The sequence below is a fragment of the Mycobacterium sp. IDUB_3 genome (assembly GCF_055419585.1).
Genome location: NZ_JBVAXZ010000001.1, coordinates 995,732 through 1,011,270, shown reverse-complemented (window position 1 = coordinate 1,011,270; position 15,539 = coordinate 995,732). Strand labels below are relative to the sequence as shown.

General features: G+C 68.2%; 13 protein-coding genes and 1 pseudogene. 11 read left to right on the top strand and 3 right to left on the bottom strand.

Annotation, left to right across the window (positions count from 1 at the left end; all coding sequences use genetic code 11):
- Positions 1-178: 178 nt before the first annotated feature.
- Positions 179-1,027 (bottom strand): 3-methyl-2-oxobutanoate hydroxymethyltransferase, encoded by an 849-nt coding sequence (gene panB, locus ACZYVJ_RS04340; RefSeq protein ID WP_463829895.1) that lies wholly within the window; start codon positions 1,025-1,027, stop codon positions 179-181.
- Between the two features lie 129 nt (positions 1,028-1,156).
- Here panB and ACZYVJ_RS04335 point away from each other — a divergent pair.
- The 10 genes and pseudogenes from ACZYVJ_RS04335 to ACZYVJ_RS04290 form a co-directional block, all read left to right on the top strand.
- Positions 1,157-1,603 (top strand): annotated as a pseudogene (locus ACZYVJ_RS04335) (WS/DGAT domain-containing protein); the annotation flags it as partial.
- Between the two features lie 58 nt (positions 1,604-1,661).
- Positions 1,662-3,218: an alpha/beta hydrolase gene (locus tag ACZYVJ_RS04330; RefSeq protein WP_463829894.1), complete on the top strand. Its 1,557-nt coding sequence runs from the start codon at positions 1,662-1,664 to the stop codon at positions 3,216-3,218.
- A gap of 137 nt (positions 3,219-3,355) precedes the next feature.
- The gene (locus ACZYVJ_RS04325; protein WP_463829893.1) at positions 3,356-4,921 is read left to right on the top strand and encodes an alpha/beta hydrolase; all 1,566 of its coding nucleotides are present in this window, start codon (positions 3,356-3,358) and stop codon (positions 4,919-4,921) included.
- Positions 4,922-5,199: 278 nt separating this feature from the next.
- Entirely contained in the window at positions 5,200-5,376 is a 177-nt protein-coding gene (locus ACZYVJ_RS04320; protein WP_463829892.1) for a hypothetical protein, read from the top strand.
- Between the two features lie 221 nt (positions 5,377-5,597).
- The gene (locus ACZYVJ_RS04315; RefSeq protein ID WP_463829890.1) at positions 5,598-5,969 is read left to right on the top strand and encodes a DUF732 domain-containing protein; all 372 of its coding nucleotides are present in this window, start codon (positions 5,598-5,600) and stop codon (positions 5,967-5,969) included.
- 116 nt (positions 5,970-6,085) lie between these two features.
- A complete protein-coding gene (glnA, locus tag ACZYVJ_RS04310) occupies positions 6,086-7,426 on the top strand; it encodes a type I glutamate--ammonia ligase (protein ID WP_463829889.1) in 1,341 nt (446 codons plus the stop codon).
- A gap of 50 nt (positions 7,427-7,476) precedes the next feature.
- Positions 7,477-10,461, top strand: a complete 2,985-nt coding sequence (locus tag ACZYVJ_RS04305) for a bifunctional [glutamine synthetase] adenylyltransferase/[glutamine synthetase]-adenylyl-L-tyrosine phosphorylase (RefSeq protein ID WP_463829888.1) — start codon at positions 7,477-7,479, stop codon at positions 10,459-10,461.
- On the top strand, positions 10,458-11,102 hold the full coding sequence (locus ACZYVJ_RS04300; protein WP_463829887.1) for a PaaI family thioesterase: 645 nt from the start codon (positions 10,458-10,460) through the stop codon (positions 11,100-11,102). Before ACZYVJ_RS04305 ends, ACZYVJ_RS04300 begins: the two co-directional genes overlap by 4 nt.
- Complete coding sequence (locus ACZYVJ_RS04295; RefSeq protein ID WP_463829886.1) at positions 11,099-11,959, top strand: TIGR03619 family F420-dependent LLM class oxidoreductase; 861 nt, start codon at positions 11,099-11,101, stop codon at positions 11,957-11,959. Before ACZYVJ_RS04300 ends, ACZYVJ_RS04295 begins: the two co-directional genes overlap by 4 nt.
- A gap of 107 nt (positions 11,960-12,066) precedes the next feature.
- Complete coding sequence (locus ACZYVJ_RS04290) at positions 12,067-12,558, top strand: hypothetical protein (RefSeq protein WP_463829885.1); 492 nt, start codon at positions 12,067-12,069, stop codon at positions 12,556-12,558.
- 69 nt (positions 12,559-12,627) lie between these two features.
- Here ACZYVJ_RS04290 and glnA (ACZYVJ_RS04285) read toward each other — a convergent pair whose 3' ends face one another.
- Entirely contained in the window at positions 12,628-14,064 is a 1,437-nt protein-coding gene (gene glnA / locus ACZYVJ_RS04285; protein WP_463829884.1) for a type I glutamate--ammonia ligase, read from the bottom strand.
- Positions 14,065-14,308: 244 nt separating this feature from the next.
- On the opposite strand from glnA (ACZYVJ_RS04285), the gene ACZYVJ_RS04280 reads away from it, so the two are divergent.
- Complete coding sequence (locus ACZYVJ_RS04280; protein WP_463829883.1) at positions 14,309-14,731, top strand: RDD family protein; 423 nt, start codon at positions 14,309-14,311, stop codon at positions 14,729-14,731.
- Positions 14,732-14,759: 28 nt separating this feature from the next.
- Here ACZYVJ_RS04280 and ACZYVJ_RS04275 read toward each other — a convergent pair whose 3' ends face one another.
- Positions 14,760-15,512 (bottom strand): DUF4191 domain-containing protein, encoded by a 753-nt coding sequence (locus ACZYVJ_RS04275; RefSeq protein ID WP_463829882.1) that lies wholly within the window; start codon positions 15,510-15,512, stop codon positions 14,760-14,762.
- Positions 15,513-15,539: the final 27 nt, after the last annotated feature.

The following is a 15,539-nucleotide window of genomic DNA, read 5'->3' as shown; positions in this document are numbered from 1 at the left end:
GATGTGGTCCACCCCTGCTCGTCAGAGTTCAGATCGTCTCTGCGAACCATCGTACATTCCTGTACCGCAACGCTTTTCAGCGGTTTCATGCTGACGGGTTTAACGCGTCGACCAGGCCCGAGCCTCAGACCGGCGACCTGAGTGCGCAAAACAGCGGCGCGGCTCCGCGAGGGGTGAATCAGAAGCAGTGCTCATCGGCGGGAAAGACGCCGCCCGCCACCTCTTGCGCATATTGCGTTGCGGCCCGGCGCAATTCCCCGCCGATGTCCGCGAACCGCTTGACGAAGCGGGCGGCCTTGCCGCTGCTCATCCCGGCCATGTCCTGCCAAACCAGCACCTGGCCGTCGCAGTTGGGTCCGGCGCCGATGCCGACGGTCGGGATGGTCAGCTTGCCGGTGATCTGGGTGGCCAGTTCGGCCGGCACCATCTCCATGACGACGGAGAACGCGCCGGCCTCGGCGACGGCGATCGCGTCGTGCACCGTCTGCTCCGCCGCGTCGCCGCGGCCCTGCACCCGGAAGCCGCCCAGGCTGTTGACGCTCTGCGGGGTGAACCCGATGTGCGCCATCACCGGGATGCCGGCGGCGGTCAGGCAGGCGATCTGCTCGGCCACCCGCTCACCGCCCTCGAGCTTGACCGCATGCGCGCCGCCCTCCTTCATGAACCGGATGGCGGCGGCCAGCGCGGCGGCGGGCCCGGCCTCGTAGCTGCCGAACGGCAGATCGGCGACGACGAGCGCGTGCGGGGCACCCCGCACGACGCCGCGCACCAGCGGGATCAACTCGTCGATCGAGACGGGCACGGTGGTGTCGTAGCCGTAGACGACGTTGGCCGCCGAGTCGCCGACCAGCAGCACGGGGATGCCGGCCTCGTCGAAAATGCGGGCGGTCGAATAGTCGTAGGCCGTGAGCATGGCCCACTTGTGGCCTTCGGCCTTCATCTTCTGCAGGTGGTGGGTGCGAATTTTGGTCCGCGGCTTTTCGGGCTGCGCGGGCGAGTTGGCACCGTAAACGTTGTGCTCAGACATCATTGTCCCTAGTGGTGGTCGGTTCGATCCTCGTGGCCACTACGGGTCCCCGGGTTCGTCGGACGGGTGCCATTCTGCCATTTCTTTTGCGCGGTTGCACCGCCGCGGTGGTGTGAGACACACCATGCGCTGCACCTGGCCAACGTGGTGCCCGACACCGTCTCGTCGGTGCTCGCCACGGTGCACGGGCGCGCGAAGGCCTCGCCATGGCACATCGCTTATGCCGAATTGGATCCCGACGACATCAAAGCGGTGAAGAACCATTTCGGCGTCAAAGAAATGAATTGCCGGATTCGTCGCTGGTGGCGTCCGTCCCGGTTTCGGTGCACGGCGAATCCGACCGGCCCGGCCGCAATCAGGTATCGGCGCGTCGCTGCCGCAGGATTGGTCGCAATTCGGCCGCCCCGGCGGTTTTCGGCATCGCGATGCCGATCTACGCCCTCAACATCACCGCGATGTCGCTACGGGGCAAACTCGCCATCGGGCTTGTCGGCTGCCCGGATCTGCGGCCGAACTCAGGGAGATGGCCGACGAGTTCGCGGTGGGGACGAGGAGCTGCTCGCGCACGCGCGGTAGCTTCGGCGGCGGTGCCGCTAATCATGATCTCAGGTTTCCTCTGGCAGCATAGGTTGGCATGGGCCTGTCTCGCCGCGCCAAGATCGCGCGCACGCTGCTGATCTGGACGTCGATGGCTGCCGTCGCGCTACTGCTGGCGGGATGCGTCCGGGTCGTGGTGGGACGCGCCGTCATGTCCGGGCCGAAGCTGGGCCAGGCGGTGGAGTGGACGCCCTGCCGGGCCGCGAACCCGAAGGTCAAACTCCCGGCCGGCGCATTGTGCGGCAAACTGGCGGTGCCGGTCGACTACGACCACCTCGACGGCGACGTGGCGACGTTGGCCATGATTCGGTTTCCCGCGACCGGGGACAAGGTCGGCTCGCTGGTGATCAACCCCGGCGGGCCGGGGGAGTCCGGCATCGAGGCCGCGCTCGGGGTCGTTCAGTCATTGCCCAAGAAGGTGCGCGAACGATTCGACCTCGTCGGCTTCGACCCCCGCGGGGTGGGGGCCTCGCGCCCGGCGGTCTGGTGTAACTCCGACGCCGACAACGACCGGCTGCGCACGGAGCCCAACGTCGACTACAGCCCGGCCGGCGTTGCCCACATGGAGGACGAAACCAAGCAGTTCGTCGGCCGCTGCATCGACAAGATGGGCAAGGACTTCCTGGCCAACGTCGGGACCGTCAACGTCGCACGGGATCTCGACGCCATCCGCGCGGCGCTCGGCGACGAGAAGCTCACCTACCTCGGCTACTCCTACGGCACCCGGATCGGCTCGGCGTACGCCGAGGCCTTTCCGCACAACGTGCGGGCGATGATCCTCGACGGCGCCGTCGACCCCAACGCCGATCAGATCGAAGCCGACCTTCGTCAGGCCAAGGGCTTCCAGGACGCGTTCAACGACTACGCCGCCGAATGCGCCAAGCAGCCGACCTGCCCGCTGGGCACCGACCCGGCCAAGGCGGTGGATGTCTACCACAGCCTGATCGACCCGATGGTCGACCCGAACAACCCCATGGTCAGCCATCCGGTCCCGACGAACGACCCACGCGGACTGGGCTACTCCGACGCGATCATCGGGACCATCATGGCGCTGTACTCGCCGAACCTGTGGCATCACCTGACCGACGGCCTGTCCGAACTCGTCGACCACCACGGCGACACCCTGCTCGCGCTGGCCGACATGTACATGCGCCGCGACTCGCACGGCCACTACAGCAACGCCACCGACGCGCGGGTGGCGGTCAACTGCGTGGACCAGCCGCCGATCACCGACCGCGCCAAGGTGGTTGACGAGGACCGGCGCTCCCGCGAGGTCGCGCCGTTCATGAGCTACGGCCAATTCACCGGCAACGCGCCGCTGGGCACCTGCGCGTTCTGGCCGGTGCCGCCAACGAGCAAGCCGCACACCATTTCCGCGCCGGGGCTGGCTCCCACGGTGGTGGTGTCGACGACCCACGACCCGGCCACCCCGTATAAGGCCGGCGTGGATCTGGCCAACGAGCTGCGCAGCTCGCTGCTCACCTACGACGGCACCCAGCACACCGTGGTCTTCCAAGGCGACGGCTGCATCGACAACTACATCACGGCGTATCTGGTGAGCGGGTCCATCCCGCCCGACGGCGCCAAGTGCTGACCCCCCGCTGACGCCGAACGTGCACTCACGGCGAGATTTTCGTCGATTCTTCGCCGTGCTTGCACGCTCGGCGAGGGCGGTAGCCGAGACCAAGGCGTAACCGTTTCGCGCTGTCACGGGAACCCGGGGCTGCAACGATGACAGCCATGTCGCGCCTGAGATCCCTGAGCTCGGCGCTGTTTTCATTCGGGCTGCTGTTCAGTGGACCCTGCGTCGTCGCGCCGCCCACGGCCGTCGCCACGCCCGAACCCGGCGCCGGGCAGACCCCGGGCCCGAATCCACCGTCGGCCGCGGTGCCGCAGGGATGGGGAAGCTGCGGCCAATTCGTCGATGACACAAGCGATATCCCCACCGCACAGTGCACCACCGTGTCGGTGCCGATCGACTACGGCAACCCCGGCGCCGGGCAGGCCAAGCTGGCGGTGATCCGGATTCCCGCGTCGGGTCAACGGATCGGATCCCTTCTGGTCAATCCCGGCGGTCCGGGCGGTTCGGCGGTCGACATGGTGGCCGCGATGGCGTCGAACCTGGAGGACTCTCCGGTCCGGCGCAACTTCGATCTGGTCGGCTTCGACCCCAGGGGAGTCGGTCACTCGACACCTGCGCTGCGCTGCCGCACCGACGCCGAGTTCGACGCGTACCGGCGTGAGCCGATGGTCGACTACAGCCCGGGCGGGGTAGCGCATATCGAGCAGCTCTACCGGCAGCTGGCCCAGCAGTGTGTCAGTCGGATGGGCACGGCGTTCCTGGCCAACACCGGCACCGCATCGGTCGCCCGCGACATGGACGCCGTCCGTCAGGCGCTGGGCGACGACCAGATCAACTACCTGGGGTACAGCTACGGTACCGAGCTGGGCACCGCCTACCTGGAGAAGTTCGGTAACCACGTGCGCGCGATGGTGCTCGACGGCGCGATCGACCCGACCGTCGGGCCGATCGACGAGAACGTCAACCAAATGGCGGGATTCCAAACCGCTTTCAACGACTACGCCACGGACTGCGCCCGCTCGGCGGGCTGCCCGCTGGGCACCGACCCGACCCAATTCGTCAACCGGTACCACGCGCTGGTCAACCCGCTGGCGACCAAGCCGGGCCGCACCGCGGACCCGCGCGGCCTGAGCTACGCCGATGCGACCACCGGCACCATCAATGCGCTCTACACGCCGGCGCACTGGAAATACCTGACCAGCGGCCTGCTCGGCCTGGCGCGCGGCACCGACGCCGGCGACCTGCTGTTGCTCGCCGACGACTACGACGGGCGCGACAAGAACGGGCACTACGCCAACGACCAGGATGCGTTCAACGCGATCCGCTGCGTCGACGCGCCGAATCCGACGGACCAGGCCAGCTGGGTGAGTGCCGATCAGCGCATCCGGCAGGCCGCGCCGTTCCTCAGTTACGGGCAGTTCACCGGAAATGCTCCGCGCGATTTGTGCGCGCTGTGGCCGGTGCCCGCCACGTCGGCGCCGCACGCCGCGCCGCCCCAGGCCGCAGGCAAGGTCATCGTCGTGTCGACCACGCACGACCCGGCCACGCCGTATCAGGCCGGGGTGAACCTGGCCCACCAGCTCGGCGGTCCGCTGATCACCTACGACGGGACGCAGCACACCGCGGTGTTCAACGGCAACCAATGCGTGGACACCGTCGTGGTGCGGTATCTGGTCGCTGGCACGCCGCCGGCGTCCTACCGCTGCCAGGCCTGACCAGTGGGCCGCCCCGCCCTGCCGGTCGGAGCGAGCACGTCAGGGCTTTTGGCTCACCGCTTTTCGCTCACGGTGATAGCTGGACATGGCCCCTCGGTGGGGGCGGCGGTGGAGGCTGGGGCGGAGGCGGCGGCGCGGGCGGCGGCCCGTCCTGCGGTGCGGGGCCTTGCTGTTGTCGCGGCGGGGACAGCGGCTGCTCGGCCCGGGGTTGCGGGGCCGGGACGGGTGGTTCGAGCGGCTTTACCGTCGGCGGTGGCGGGATCTGCGGCGGATCGGGCGTGAGCTCGCCCACCGGAGCCGGCGTGCTCAGCGCGGTGAGCGCCATGTCTGGTGCACCGGATGCCCGAGTCACCGGCCACTGCGCGGCGCCGACCACGGCCGGGGCCGTGCTTATCAACGCGGCGATCACCGCATACGCAGCGGGTGTCGGCCGCCTGCTCGCGGCCGCCGTCTGAACGGGCGCGCTCGCGCAGCGGCCGGATGCGGTCATACGCCGATGAAGCCGTCGCGCCACGCCGCTCAGCTGCGGGTTCGCGCGAAAGCGCTGTGGTGATTCACGATGCCAACCGGTTACGATGTCGATCATTGCAGGCGCCAGCCACCTCCACTGTTACCACTCGGTATCCATTAGATGAGATCTGCCGAGCCGGTAACACGAAGAAACGAAAATTTCGCCGTGCGCATCCAAATCGCTCGCCTCGCAGACGCTCTGGTCCACACCTCGGTGCTGCTTGCCGCCGCAGTCAGCTGCGCCGGCGGCGCGGGGGCCGACCCGAATCAGGACGCGCAGTTCGTGGCGTTGCTCGCGCAGCAACAGATTCCGGCCACCGATAACGTGCCGGGGCTCGTCTACCGGGCCCGTGAGATCTGTGGCGAACTCGATCGCGGCTCCTCGGTCCAGGCCGCCGTGGATGAGGAGGTGAACACGGCATACAGGGAAAATCCGTCCCTGCGCATCGTGGCCGACCGCGTCACGCGCACCGCAGTCAAATTCGTCACCGCATCGGTGGACGTCTATTGCCCAAACCATCAAGGCGAGCTGCCGTAACGCCGACTCCCTTCGTGCGCGCCGCCAGCACACGGCGTTCCGCCCGCAACGTCGGCAATGGTTCTGAGCGGGCATCAGTAACACAGAATTAACAGCAGTTGCATACTGTTCGAGTTATGGATCGACAGAAGGAATTCGTCCTCCGCACCCTCGAGGAACGAGACATCCGCTTCGTTCGGCTGTGGTTCACCGACGTGCTCGGTTTCCTCAAGTCGGTCGCCATCGCCCCGGCCGAGCTCGAGGGCGCCTTCGAGGAGGGCATCGGCTTCGACGGCTCCTCCATCGAGGGCTTCTCGCGGGTCTCGGAATCCGACACCGTGGCCAACCCTGACCCGTCCACCTTCCAGGTGCTGCCGTGGGCCTCGCCCAACGGCCACCACCACTCGGCGCGGATGTTCTGCGACATCACCATGCCGGACGGATCGCCGTCCTGGGCGGACCCGCGGCACGTGCTGCGCCGCCAGCTGCAGAAGGCCAACGACCTGGGTTTCTCCTGCTACGTGCACCCCGAGATCGAATTCTTCCTGCTCAAGCCGGGCCCCGACGACGGCACGCCGCCGCTCCCCGTCGACAACGCCGGCTACTTCGACCAGGCCGTCCACGACTCCGCCTCCAACTTCCGCCGCCACGCGATCGAAGCCCTGGAATTCATGGGCATCTCGGTGGAGTTCAGCCATCACGAGGGCGCGCCCGGCCAGCAGGAGATCGACCTGCGCTTCGCCGACGCGCTGTCGATGGCCGACAACGTGATGACGTTCCGCTACGTCATCAAGGAGGTCGCGATCGAGAACGGCGCTCGTGCGACCTTCATGCCCAAGCCGTTCGGGCAGCACCCCGGCTCTGCGATGCACACCCACATGAGCCTGTTCGAGGGCGACGTCAACGCGTTCCACAGCCCCGACGACCCGCTGCAGCTATCCGACGTGGGCAAGTCCTTCATCGCCGGGATCCTCGAGCACGCCTCGGAGATCAGCGCAGTCACCAACCAATGGGTCAACTCCTACAAGCGACTGGTCGGCGGCGGCGAGGCGCCCACCGCCGCGTCGTGGGGTGCGGCCAACCGCTCCGCCCTGGTGCGAGTGCCCATGTACACGCCGCACAAGACATCGTCGCGGCGCGTCGAGGTCCGCAGCCCCGACTCGGCGTGCAACCCGTACCTGACATTCGCGGTGCTGCTGGCCGCCGGGCTGCGCGGGGTGGAAAAGGGCTACGTGCTGGGGCCCCAGGCCGAGGACAACGTGTGGGACCTGACCGCCGAGGAACGCATCGCGATGGGATACCGCGAGCTGCCGACGAGCCTGGACAGCGCGCTGCGCGCCATGGAATCCTCCGAGTTGGTTGCGGAAACCTTGGGGGAGCACGTCTTTGACTTCTTCCTGCGCAACAAGCGCACGGAGTGGGCCAACTACCGCAGCCACGTCACCCCGTACGAGCTGAGCACCTACCTGTCGCTCTAACCCGGATCGAGCGCCGATCAGGTTGAACGCCGTCGGCTTGCGCTACGGTCGTGGGCGTGACCAAACCCGCGACGCAGCGCCCCAGGCTGCCCAGCGTCGGCCGGCTCGGATTGGTCGATCCGCAAGCGGCCGAACGCATGGCGCAGCTGGGTTGGTACGACCACGACGACCAGGCCCACGTGGACCTGCTCTGGTCGCTGTCGCGCGCGGCGGATCCCGACGCCGCATTGCTCGCCCTGGTCCGGCTGTCGGAGAATCCCGACGCCGGATGGGATCAGCTCAACGCGGCCCTGCTGACCGAACGTCCGCTGCGCGGCCGGCTGTTCGGCGTGCTCGGCTCGTCGCTGGCCCTGGGCGATCACCTGATCGCCCAGCCGGAGTCCTGGAAACTCTTGCGCGGCAACGTCACACTGCCCACCCACGACCGGCTGTGCGACATATTCACCGAATGCGTCGACGAGGCGCTGGCGGCGCCGGGTTCGGCGATGGTGCGCCTTCGCACGCTGTACCGCGACCGGCTGCTGGTGCTAGCCGCGCTGGACCTGGCCGCGACGGTCGAGGACGAACCGGTGGTTCCGTTCACCGTGGTGGCGGCCCATCTGTCGGACCTGGCGGACGCCGCGCTGGCCGCCGCCCTGCGGGTGGCCGAGAACAGCGTGTGCGGCGGCAAGACCCCGCCACGGCTAGCGGTCATCGCGATGGGCAAATGCGGTGCGCGCGAACTGAACTACGTCAGCGACGTCGACGTCATCTTCGTCGGCGAGCAGGCCGACCCGCTCACCACCCGAGTGGCCGGCGAGATGATGCGGCTGGCCTCCGAGGCCTTCTTTCAGGTCGATGCGGGGTTGCGGCCGGAGGGGCGCAGCGGTGAACTGGTGCGCACAGTCGAGTCGCACGTCGCCTACTACCAGCGCTGGGCGAAGACGTGGGAGTTCCAGGCGCTGCTGAAAGCCCGTGCGGCGGTGGGCGACGCGGAGCTCGGGCAGCGCTACCTGGAAGCGCTGATGCCGATGGTCTGGGTCGCCTGCGAGCGTGAGGATTTCGTGGTCGAGGTGCAGGCGATGCGCCGCCGGGTCGAGAAGCTGGTGCCCGCCGACGTCCGCGGCCGCGAGATCAAGCTCGGCAGCGGCGGATTGCGCGACGTGGAATTCGCCGTGCAACTCCTGCAGCTGGTGCACGGCCGCGGCGATGACTCGCTGCACGTGGCGTCGACGGTGGCCGCGCTGGCCGCGCTGGGCCAGGGCGGCTACATCGGCCGTGAGGACGCGGCCAACCTGACCGCCTCCTACGAGTTCCTGCGGCTGCTCGAGCACCGGTTGCAGCTGCAGCGGCTCAAGCGCACCCACCTGCTGCCCGAGGCCGACGACGAGGAGGCGGTGCGGTGGCTGGCGCGGGCCGCCCACATCCGGCCGGACGGGCGCCATGACGCGGCCGGGGTGTTGCGCGAGGAGTTGCGGCACCAGAACCTGCGGGTGTCCCAGCTGCACGCCAAGCTCTTCTATCAGCCGCTGCTGGAATCGATCGGGCCGCCCGGGCTGGAGATCGCCCGCGGCATGACCTCCGAAGCCGCCGAGCGCCAGCTGGCGGCGCTGGGCTATGAGGGTCCGCAGACCGCGCTGAAGCACATGTCGGCCCTGGTCAACCTGAGCGGCCGGCGCGGCCGCGTGCAGTCGGTGCTGTTGCCCAGGCTGCTGAACTGGATGTCGTACACGCCGGACCCCGACGGCGGCCTGCTGGCCTACCGGCGGCTGTCCGAGGCGCTGTCCGGGGAGAGCTGGTACCTGGCCACGCTGCGCGACAAGCCCGCGGTGGCCCGCCGGCTGATGCACGTGCTGGGCACGTCGGCCTACGTGCCGGACCTGCTGATGCGCGCGCCTCGGGTGATTCAGGACTACGGCGACAGCCCGTCCGGCCCGCGGCTGCTCGGGACCGAGCCCGCCGCGGTAGCCCGCGCGCTGGTCGCCTCGGCCGGCCGCTACTCCGACCCGGTCCGGGCGATCGCCGCGGCACGCACTCTGCGCCGTCGCGAGCTGGCCCGCATCGCGTCCGCCGACCTGCTCGGCATGCTCGAGGTCACCGACGTCTGTAAGGCCCTGACCTCGGTGTGGGTGGCGGTGCTGCAGGCCGCGCTGGACGCGATGATCCGGACCAATCTGCCCGGGGACGGGAAGGCACCGGCGGCGATCGCGGTCATCGGCATGGGCCGGCTGGGCGGCGCCGAGTTGGGCTATGGATCCGACGCCGACGTGATGTTCGTCTGCGAGCCGGCGCCCGGTGTCGAGGATTCCGCGGCGGTGCGCTGGGCAACGACGCTCGCCGAGCAGGTCCGGACGCTGCTGGGGACTGCCAGCGTCGACCCGCCTCTGGAGGTCGACGCCAACCTGCGGCCCGAGGGCCGCCAGGGTCCACTGGTGCGCACCCTGGCCTCCTACGCCGCCTACTACGAGCAATGGGCGCAGCCGTGGGAGATCCAGGCGCTGCTGCGCGCGCACGCGGTCGCCGGCGACGCGGAGCTGGGGCAGCGGTTCCTGCTGATGGCCGACAAGACTCGCTATCCACCCGCCGCGATGTCGTCGGACGCGATACGCGAGATTCGCCGCATCAAGGCCCGGGTGGAGTCCGAGCGACTGCCGCGCGGCGCCGATCCCAACACGCACACCAAGCTGGGCCGCGGGGGCCTGTCCGACATCGAATGGACCGTGCAGCTGCTGCAGCTGCGATACGCACACGAGATACCCGCGCTGCACACCACGTCGACGCTGGAGTGCCTGGACGCGATTGCCGCGGCCGACCTGGTTCCGGCGGACGAGGTGGATCTGCTGCGGCAGGCCTGGCTGACCGCGACCCGGGCCCGCAACGCGCTGGTGCTGGTCCGTGGTAAGCCGACCGACCAGCTGCCGGGTCCCGGACGCCAGCTGAACGCGGTCGCCGTGGCCGCGGGCTGGCCGACCGACGAGGGCGGCGAGTTCCTGGACAACTATTTACGGGTGACGCGGCGCGCAAAAGCGGTGGTGCGCAAGGTGTTTGGAAGTTGAGTCAGGAGGCCGGCGCGTTGGACGCCATATTCGAGGTGCTCAGCGCGGCGGAGGCCGATCGCGTGACCGCGCTGTATGCTCCGTTGGCCGATGCGGTCCGCGAGCTCGTCGACGCTACCATCCGGACCGAGGCCGACGATGGCGTCGTCGCCGAGGCCAAGAGGGCGATCGAGGCCGTCACCGCGTCGTTGCGGCAACGCACCCGCCCGCTCGGGGTGAGCTACCGCGTCAACGGCCGCCCGCTGCCGCTGGGCAACGCCGCGATCGGCGTGTGCAACCCCATCGCCCCGCCGATCGTCGTGCACCACGAGGGCGACGGGCGCTGCTGGAGCGAGTTCGTCCTCGGCGCGGCCTACGAGGGCCCGCCCAAGCTGGTGCACGGCGGCGTCAGCGCCCTGGTGCTTGACCACATGCTCGGCGAGGCGGCCAGCGAGGGGCTGTCCAAGGCGCGCTTCACCGGCACCATCACCGTGAAATATCTGCGCGGCACCCCGCTGGGCCCGCTCCGCTGCGAAGCCTGGGTCGACGGCAAGGAGGGCCGCAAAGTCTTTGCGCGCGGCACCATTTCGGATGCCGACGGCGTCACCGTCGAGGCCGACGGCGTCTTCATCGAGCCGGCCTGGGCGCAGGAGGCGCAGTGAAGTTCTACATCAGCAGCGCCTTCCTGAACACCCGCGAGATCATCGAGCTCGCCAAGGCGGCCGACGAACTGGGCTACGACGGGATCGGCATCCCCGACCATGTCGTCAATCTGGAGACCCTGGACACCCCGTACCCGTACACCAAAGATGGGGAACGGCGCTGGCAGCCCTTCACCGACTGGCCCGACCCCTGGGTTCTCGTCGGCGCGCTGGCCCAGGTCACCACGCGGCTGCGGTTCGTCAACACCGTCTACATCCCCGCGATGCGCAATCCGTACTCGGCGGCCAAAGCGATCGGCACCGCCGCGGTTCTGGCGTCCGGCCGGGTGGAGCTGGGCATCGGCGTGGGCTGGTGCCGCGAGGAATTCGCTTTGATGGGTGAGCAATTCGAGGCCCGCGGCAAGCGCACCGACGAAATGATCGACTTGATGCGGGCGCTGTGGTCGCCGGGCTGGACCGAGTTCGACGGCCAGTTCTACCAAGCGCCGCGCCTGGAGATGCAACCCACTCCGCCACCGATACCGGTGTATGTCGGTGGCCTGTCCGACATCGCGCTGCGCCGTGCCGCCCGCAACGACGGCTGGATCGGGGATCTGATCAAGTCCGAGCGGGCCATCGAGGCGGTCGGGCGGCTGCGCGAGATGCGCGCCGAAAACGGTTTGACGATGGACGATTTCACCATTCTGACACCGCTGACCGACGCGTTCACCACCGCCGACTACCAACGCGTCGAGGACGCCGGCGTCACCGGCATCATCACCATGCCGTGGATGTTCTACGGCGGGCCCGATGCCAGCCTGGACGACAAGGTCGACGGCATGCAGCGCTTCCGCAAGGACCTCGCGCTCGACGGCTAGACGACACCTAATTCGGCGCCGCGGGCCACCTAACCGGTCGCGAAGGCACGCTGGCGTGACTCGCCATCGCTTATGTTTCGGGAACCCTTGCCCCGAACGGAGTCCAGATGCGCCCCGCTAGTTGTGTTGCGGCCGCGGCCGTCGCAGTGCTGACGGCGGCGTGCGGTGGTTCACCATATGTGGGCATCTCGACGACCACGCGCGGCAACCACACCGACCCGGTCACGACCATCGCGTCGCAGGCCACCAGCGCCGTCGCCGTCGCGTATCTGCGGTCGCTGATCCCGACGCCGGCGACCACGAACAGAACCGACGGCCCCGATCCCATTCATGACGGCGGCATCCGTTCGCACTTCTTCGTCAACGGGTCTGGGACCGACGTGATGAGTGCCTACAAGACCGCGCTGTTGAACACGAACTGGACGCTGATCGTCGACAGCCCCCGCGGTGGACCGGGCGGCGGCGGGGCCACGTATACCGCCAGAAATGGCAACGCTTTCGGGGTCTTCACCGGAGGGGGCTTCGGCGGCACGACGGACATCGACGCCTGCGCGTGGCCGTCGGCGCCCGCCGACAAGGACTGCGCGCGCCGCGGATAACAGCCGAGGCGGCAAAATGCGAAACCACCCGCGCGGCAATCTCCACGCGGGTGGTTTCGTCACTCCGACTCAGACGTCGTAGTACAGCGCGAATTCGTAAGGGTGCGGCCGGATCTGAACCGGCAGGATCTCGTTCTCGCGCTTGAAGTTGATCCACGTCTCGATGAGGTCGGGCGTGAAAACGCCGCCCTCGGTGAGGTATTCGTGGTCTTCTTCCAGCCGGTCGATCACCGCGGACAGCTGCGTGGGCGCCTGCGGGATGTTGGCGGCCTCTTCGGGCGGCAGCTCGTAGAGGTCCTTGTCGACCGGGGCCTGCGGCTCGATCTTGTTCTTGATGCCGTCCAGGCCGGCCATCAGCATGGCCGAGAACGCCAGGTACGGGTTGCCCGACGAGTCGGGGCAACGGAACTCGAGCCGCTTGGCCTTCGGGTTGCTGCCGGTGATCGGGATACGCACACACGCCGAGCGGTTGCGCTGGCTGTAGACCAGGTTGATCGGCGCCTCGTAGCCCGGCACCAGACGCTTGTAGGAGTTCACCGTCGGGTTGGTGAACGCCAGCAGCGACGGCGCGTGGTGCAGCAGGCCGCCGATGTAGTGGCGGGCGGTATCCGACAGGCCGGCGTAACCGGTCTCGTCGTACATCAGCGGGGTGCCGTCCTTCCACAGCGACTGGTGGGTGTGCATGCCGGAGCCGTTGTCACCGAACAGTGGCTTGGGCATGAACGTGACGGTCTTGCCGTTGGCCCACGCCGTGTTCTTGACGATGTACTTGTAGAGCATCATGTCGTCGGCCGCGTGCAGCAGAGTGTTGAACTTGTAGTTGATCTCGGCCTGGCCGCCGGTGCCCACCTCGTGGTGGCCCTTCTCCAGGCTGAAGCCGGCCGTGATCAGGTTGGTCAGCATCTTGTCGCGCAGGTCGACGTAGTGGTCGACGGGGGCGACCGGGAAGTAACCGCCCTTGGGGCGCACCTTGTAGCCGCGGTTCGGGCTGCCGTCGAGCTCGTTGGGCGAGCCGGTGTTCCACCAGCCCGAGATTGCGTCGATCTCGTAGAACGAGCCGTTGGTACGCGAGTCGAAGCTGATCGAGTCGAAGATGTAGAACTCGGCCTCGGCGCCGAAGTAGGCGGTGTCGGCCACGCCGGTGCTGATCAGGTAGTTCTCGGCCTTACGGGCGATGTTGCGCGGGTCGCGCGAGTAGGGCTCGAGGGTGAAGGGGTCGTGCACGAAGAAGTTCAGATTCAGCGTCTTGGCTTCGCGGAACAGGTCGATCTGCGCGGTCGCGGGATCGGGGAGCAGCAACATGTCGGATTCGTGAATGGACTGGAATCCGCGAATCGACGAGCCGTCGAAAGCCAGGCCGTCCTCAAAAACGCTCTCGTCGAAGAACGAAATCGGGATTGTGAAGTGCTGCATGATGCCGGGCAGGTCACAGAACCGGACGTCGACAAATTCGACGTTTTCGTCCTTGGCGAGTTTGAAGACGTCGTCGGGCGTCGTTTCCGTCACAGAATGCTCCTTTACTTGGTGAGATCCGCGGCCTGACGCTAGGGAGCAGATGTTGCCCGTCAGTCAACCCGATGTTGCGCACACGTTAAGTGACCATGCCACACGCAAAAAGTGGCCGCGTCGGCGGCGGGTTCTATTGTGGGGCCATGGATCGCAAGATCGTATCTTTTCCGGTGGCCGCCCGCACCGTCTGCCCTCCTTACCAGGCCGTGCCGGCCGGTTATTCGGATCGCGGTCCGCGCCGATGATGGCGGAATCACGATCCGCATATCCCGGGGAGAAGCTCGGATTTCCGCAGAGCGGGCCGGGGTCGCTGGCGCCGATGGGGCGCCGGCTGGGCGCGCTGATGATCGACTGGCTGATCTCGTACGGCCTGGCCGCGCTGGCCATGCGCTTCGGTTGGTGGTCCCAGCCGGCGCTGGCCACCGCGGTCCTGGTGATCTGGTTCGTGCTGGGCGTGGTGTTTTTGCGACTGTTCGGGTTCACGCCCGGCCAGCTGGCGCTACGCCTGCAGGTGGTGACGGTGGACGGCCGCGGGCTGGTCGGCCTGGGCCGGGCGGTGGTGCGTGGCGTGCTGGTCGGGACGGTGGTGCCGGCGTTGTTCACCGACTTCGACGGCCGCGGGATGCAGGATCGCCTGACCGCGACGGCCGTGGTCCGCCGCTGAATCGATCGCGGCGACGCGGTGAAGGCGACTACTTGCGGCGCACGGTGCGCTGCACACCGCGCATCTTGCCCGAGTTGGGCAGCGGCCCCTTGGGCATGACGGCGGCTCCGGCCCGCGATCCCAGCGCGGCCAGCCGCGACTCCAGGGTGTCCATCTGCTTGACGGTGATGTTGGCCGGCAGCCGGGTGAGGTGACGCTCCAGCTTGGCCAGGGACACCTCGTCCTCGCCGTTGCCGACGATGATGTCGTAGATCGGCACGTCGCCGATCAGGCGCGCGGTGCGCTTCTTCTCCTGCGCCAGCAGCGGTCGGACCCGGGTGGCCGCCCCCTCGCCGACCAGGATCACGCCGGGCCGGCCGATCACCCGGTGCACGGCGTCGAAGTGGCCGGTCGCAGCCACCCCCGGGGTCACCCGCCACTTGCCGCGCAGGTTGTCCAAAGCCCATGCGGCGGCGCCGGTTTGGCCTTCGGCCTTGCGGTACACCGACTTCTGGGCGCGGCGGCCGAACACGATGAAGGCCACCAGGCCGCCCAACACCACGCTGAGCGGGATCAGGGTGATCATCGTCAGCCCGCCGGCCCAAACACCGACCCCCACCGATATGCCCACGATCAGCACGAAGGCGCCGATCATGTACGGCAGGAGGCGCTTGTCCTCCCGGCGCTGAATGTTGAACGCCTGCCACAACTGGGTGCGCCGCTCCCGCGCGGCGGCCTTGCGGGCGGCCTGCGCCTGCGCTCGGGCGGCCTTGTTCTCGGCGGCATTGCGGGGTTTAGCCATAGTCAAAGAATACGTAGGGTCGCGACG

What these genes read in the sequence shown, in the direction of transcription:
- ACZYVJ_RS04290 (WP_463829885.1), top strand. Translation starts at nt 12,067, where the DNA reads ATGCGCCCCGCTAGTTGTGTTGCGGCCGCGGCCGTCGCAGTGCTGACG.
- ACZYVJ_RS04330 (WP_463829894.1), top strand. Translation starts at nt 1,662, where the DNA reads ATGGGCCTGTCTCGCCGCGCCAAGATCGCGCGCACGCTGCTGATCTGG.
- panB (WP_463829895.1), bottom strand. Translation starts at nt 1,027, where the DNA reads ATGTCTGAGCACAACGTTTACGGTGCCAACTCGCCCGCGCAGCCCGAA.
- ACZYVJ_RS04275 (WP_463829882.1), bottom strand. Translation starts at nt 15,512, where the DNA reads ATGGCTAAACCCCGCAATGCCGCCGAGAACAAGGCCGCCCGAGCGCAG.
- glnA (WP_463829889.1), top strand. Translation starts at nt 6,086, where the DNA reads ATGGATCGACAGAAGGAATTCGTCCTCCGCACCCTCGAGGAACGAGAC.
- ACZYVJ_RS04325 (WP_463829893.1), top strand. Translation starts at nt 3,356, where the DNA reads ATGACAGCCATGTCGCGCCTGAGATCCCTGAGCTCGGCGCTGTTTTCA.
- ACZYVJ_RS04280 (WP_463829883.1), top strand. Translation starts at nt 14,309, where the DNA reads ATGATGGCGGAATCACGATCCGCATATCCCGGGGAGAAGCTCGGATTT.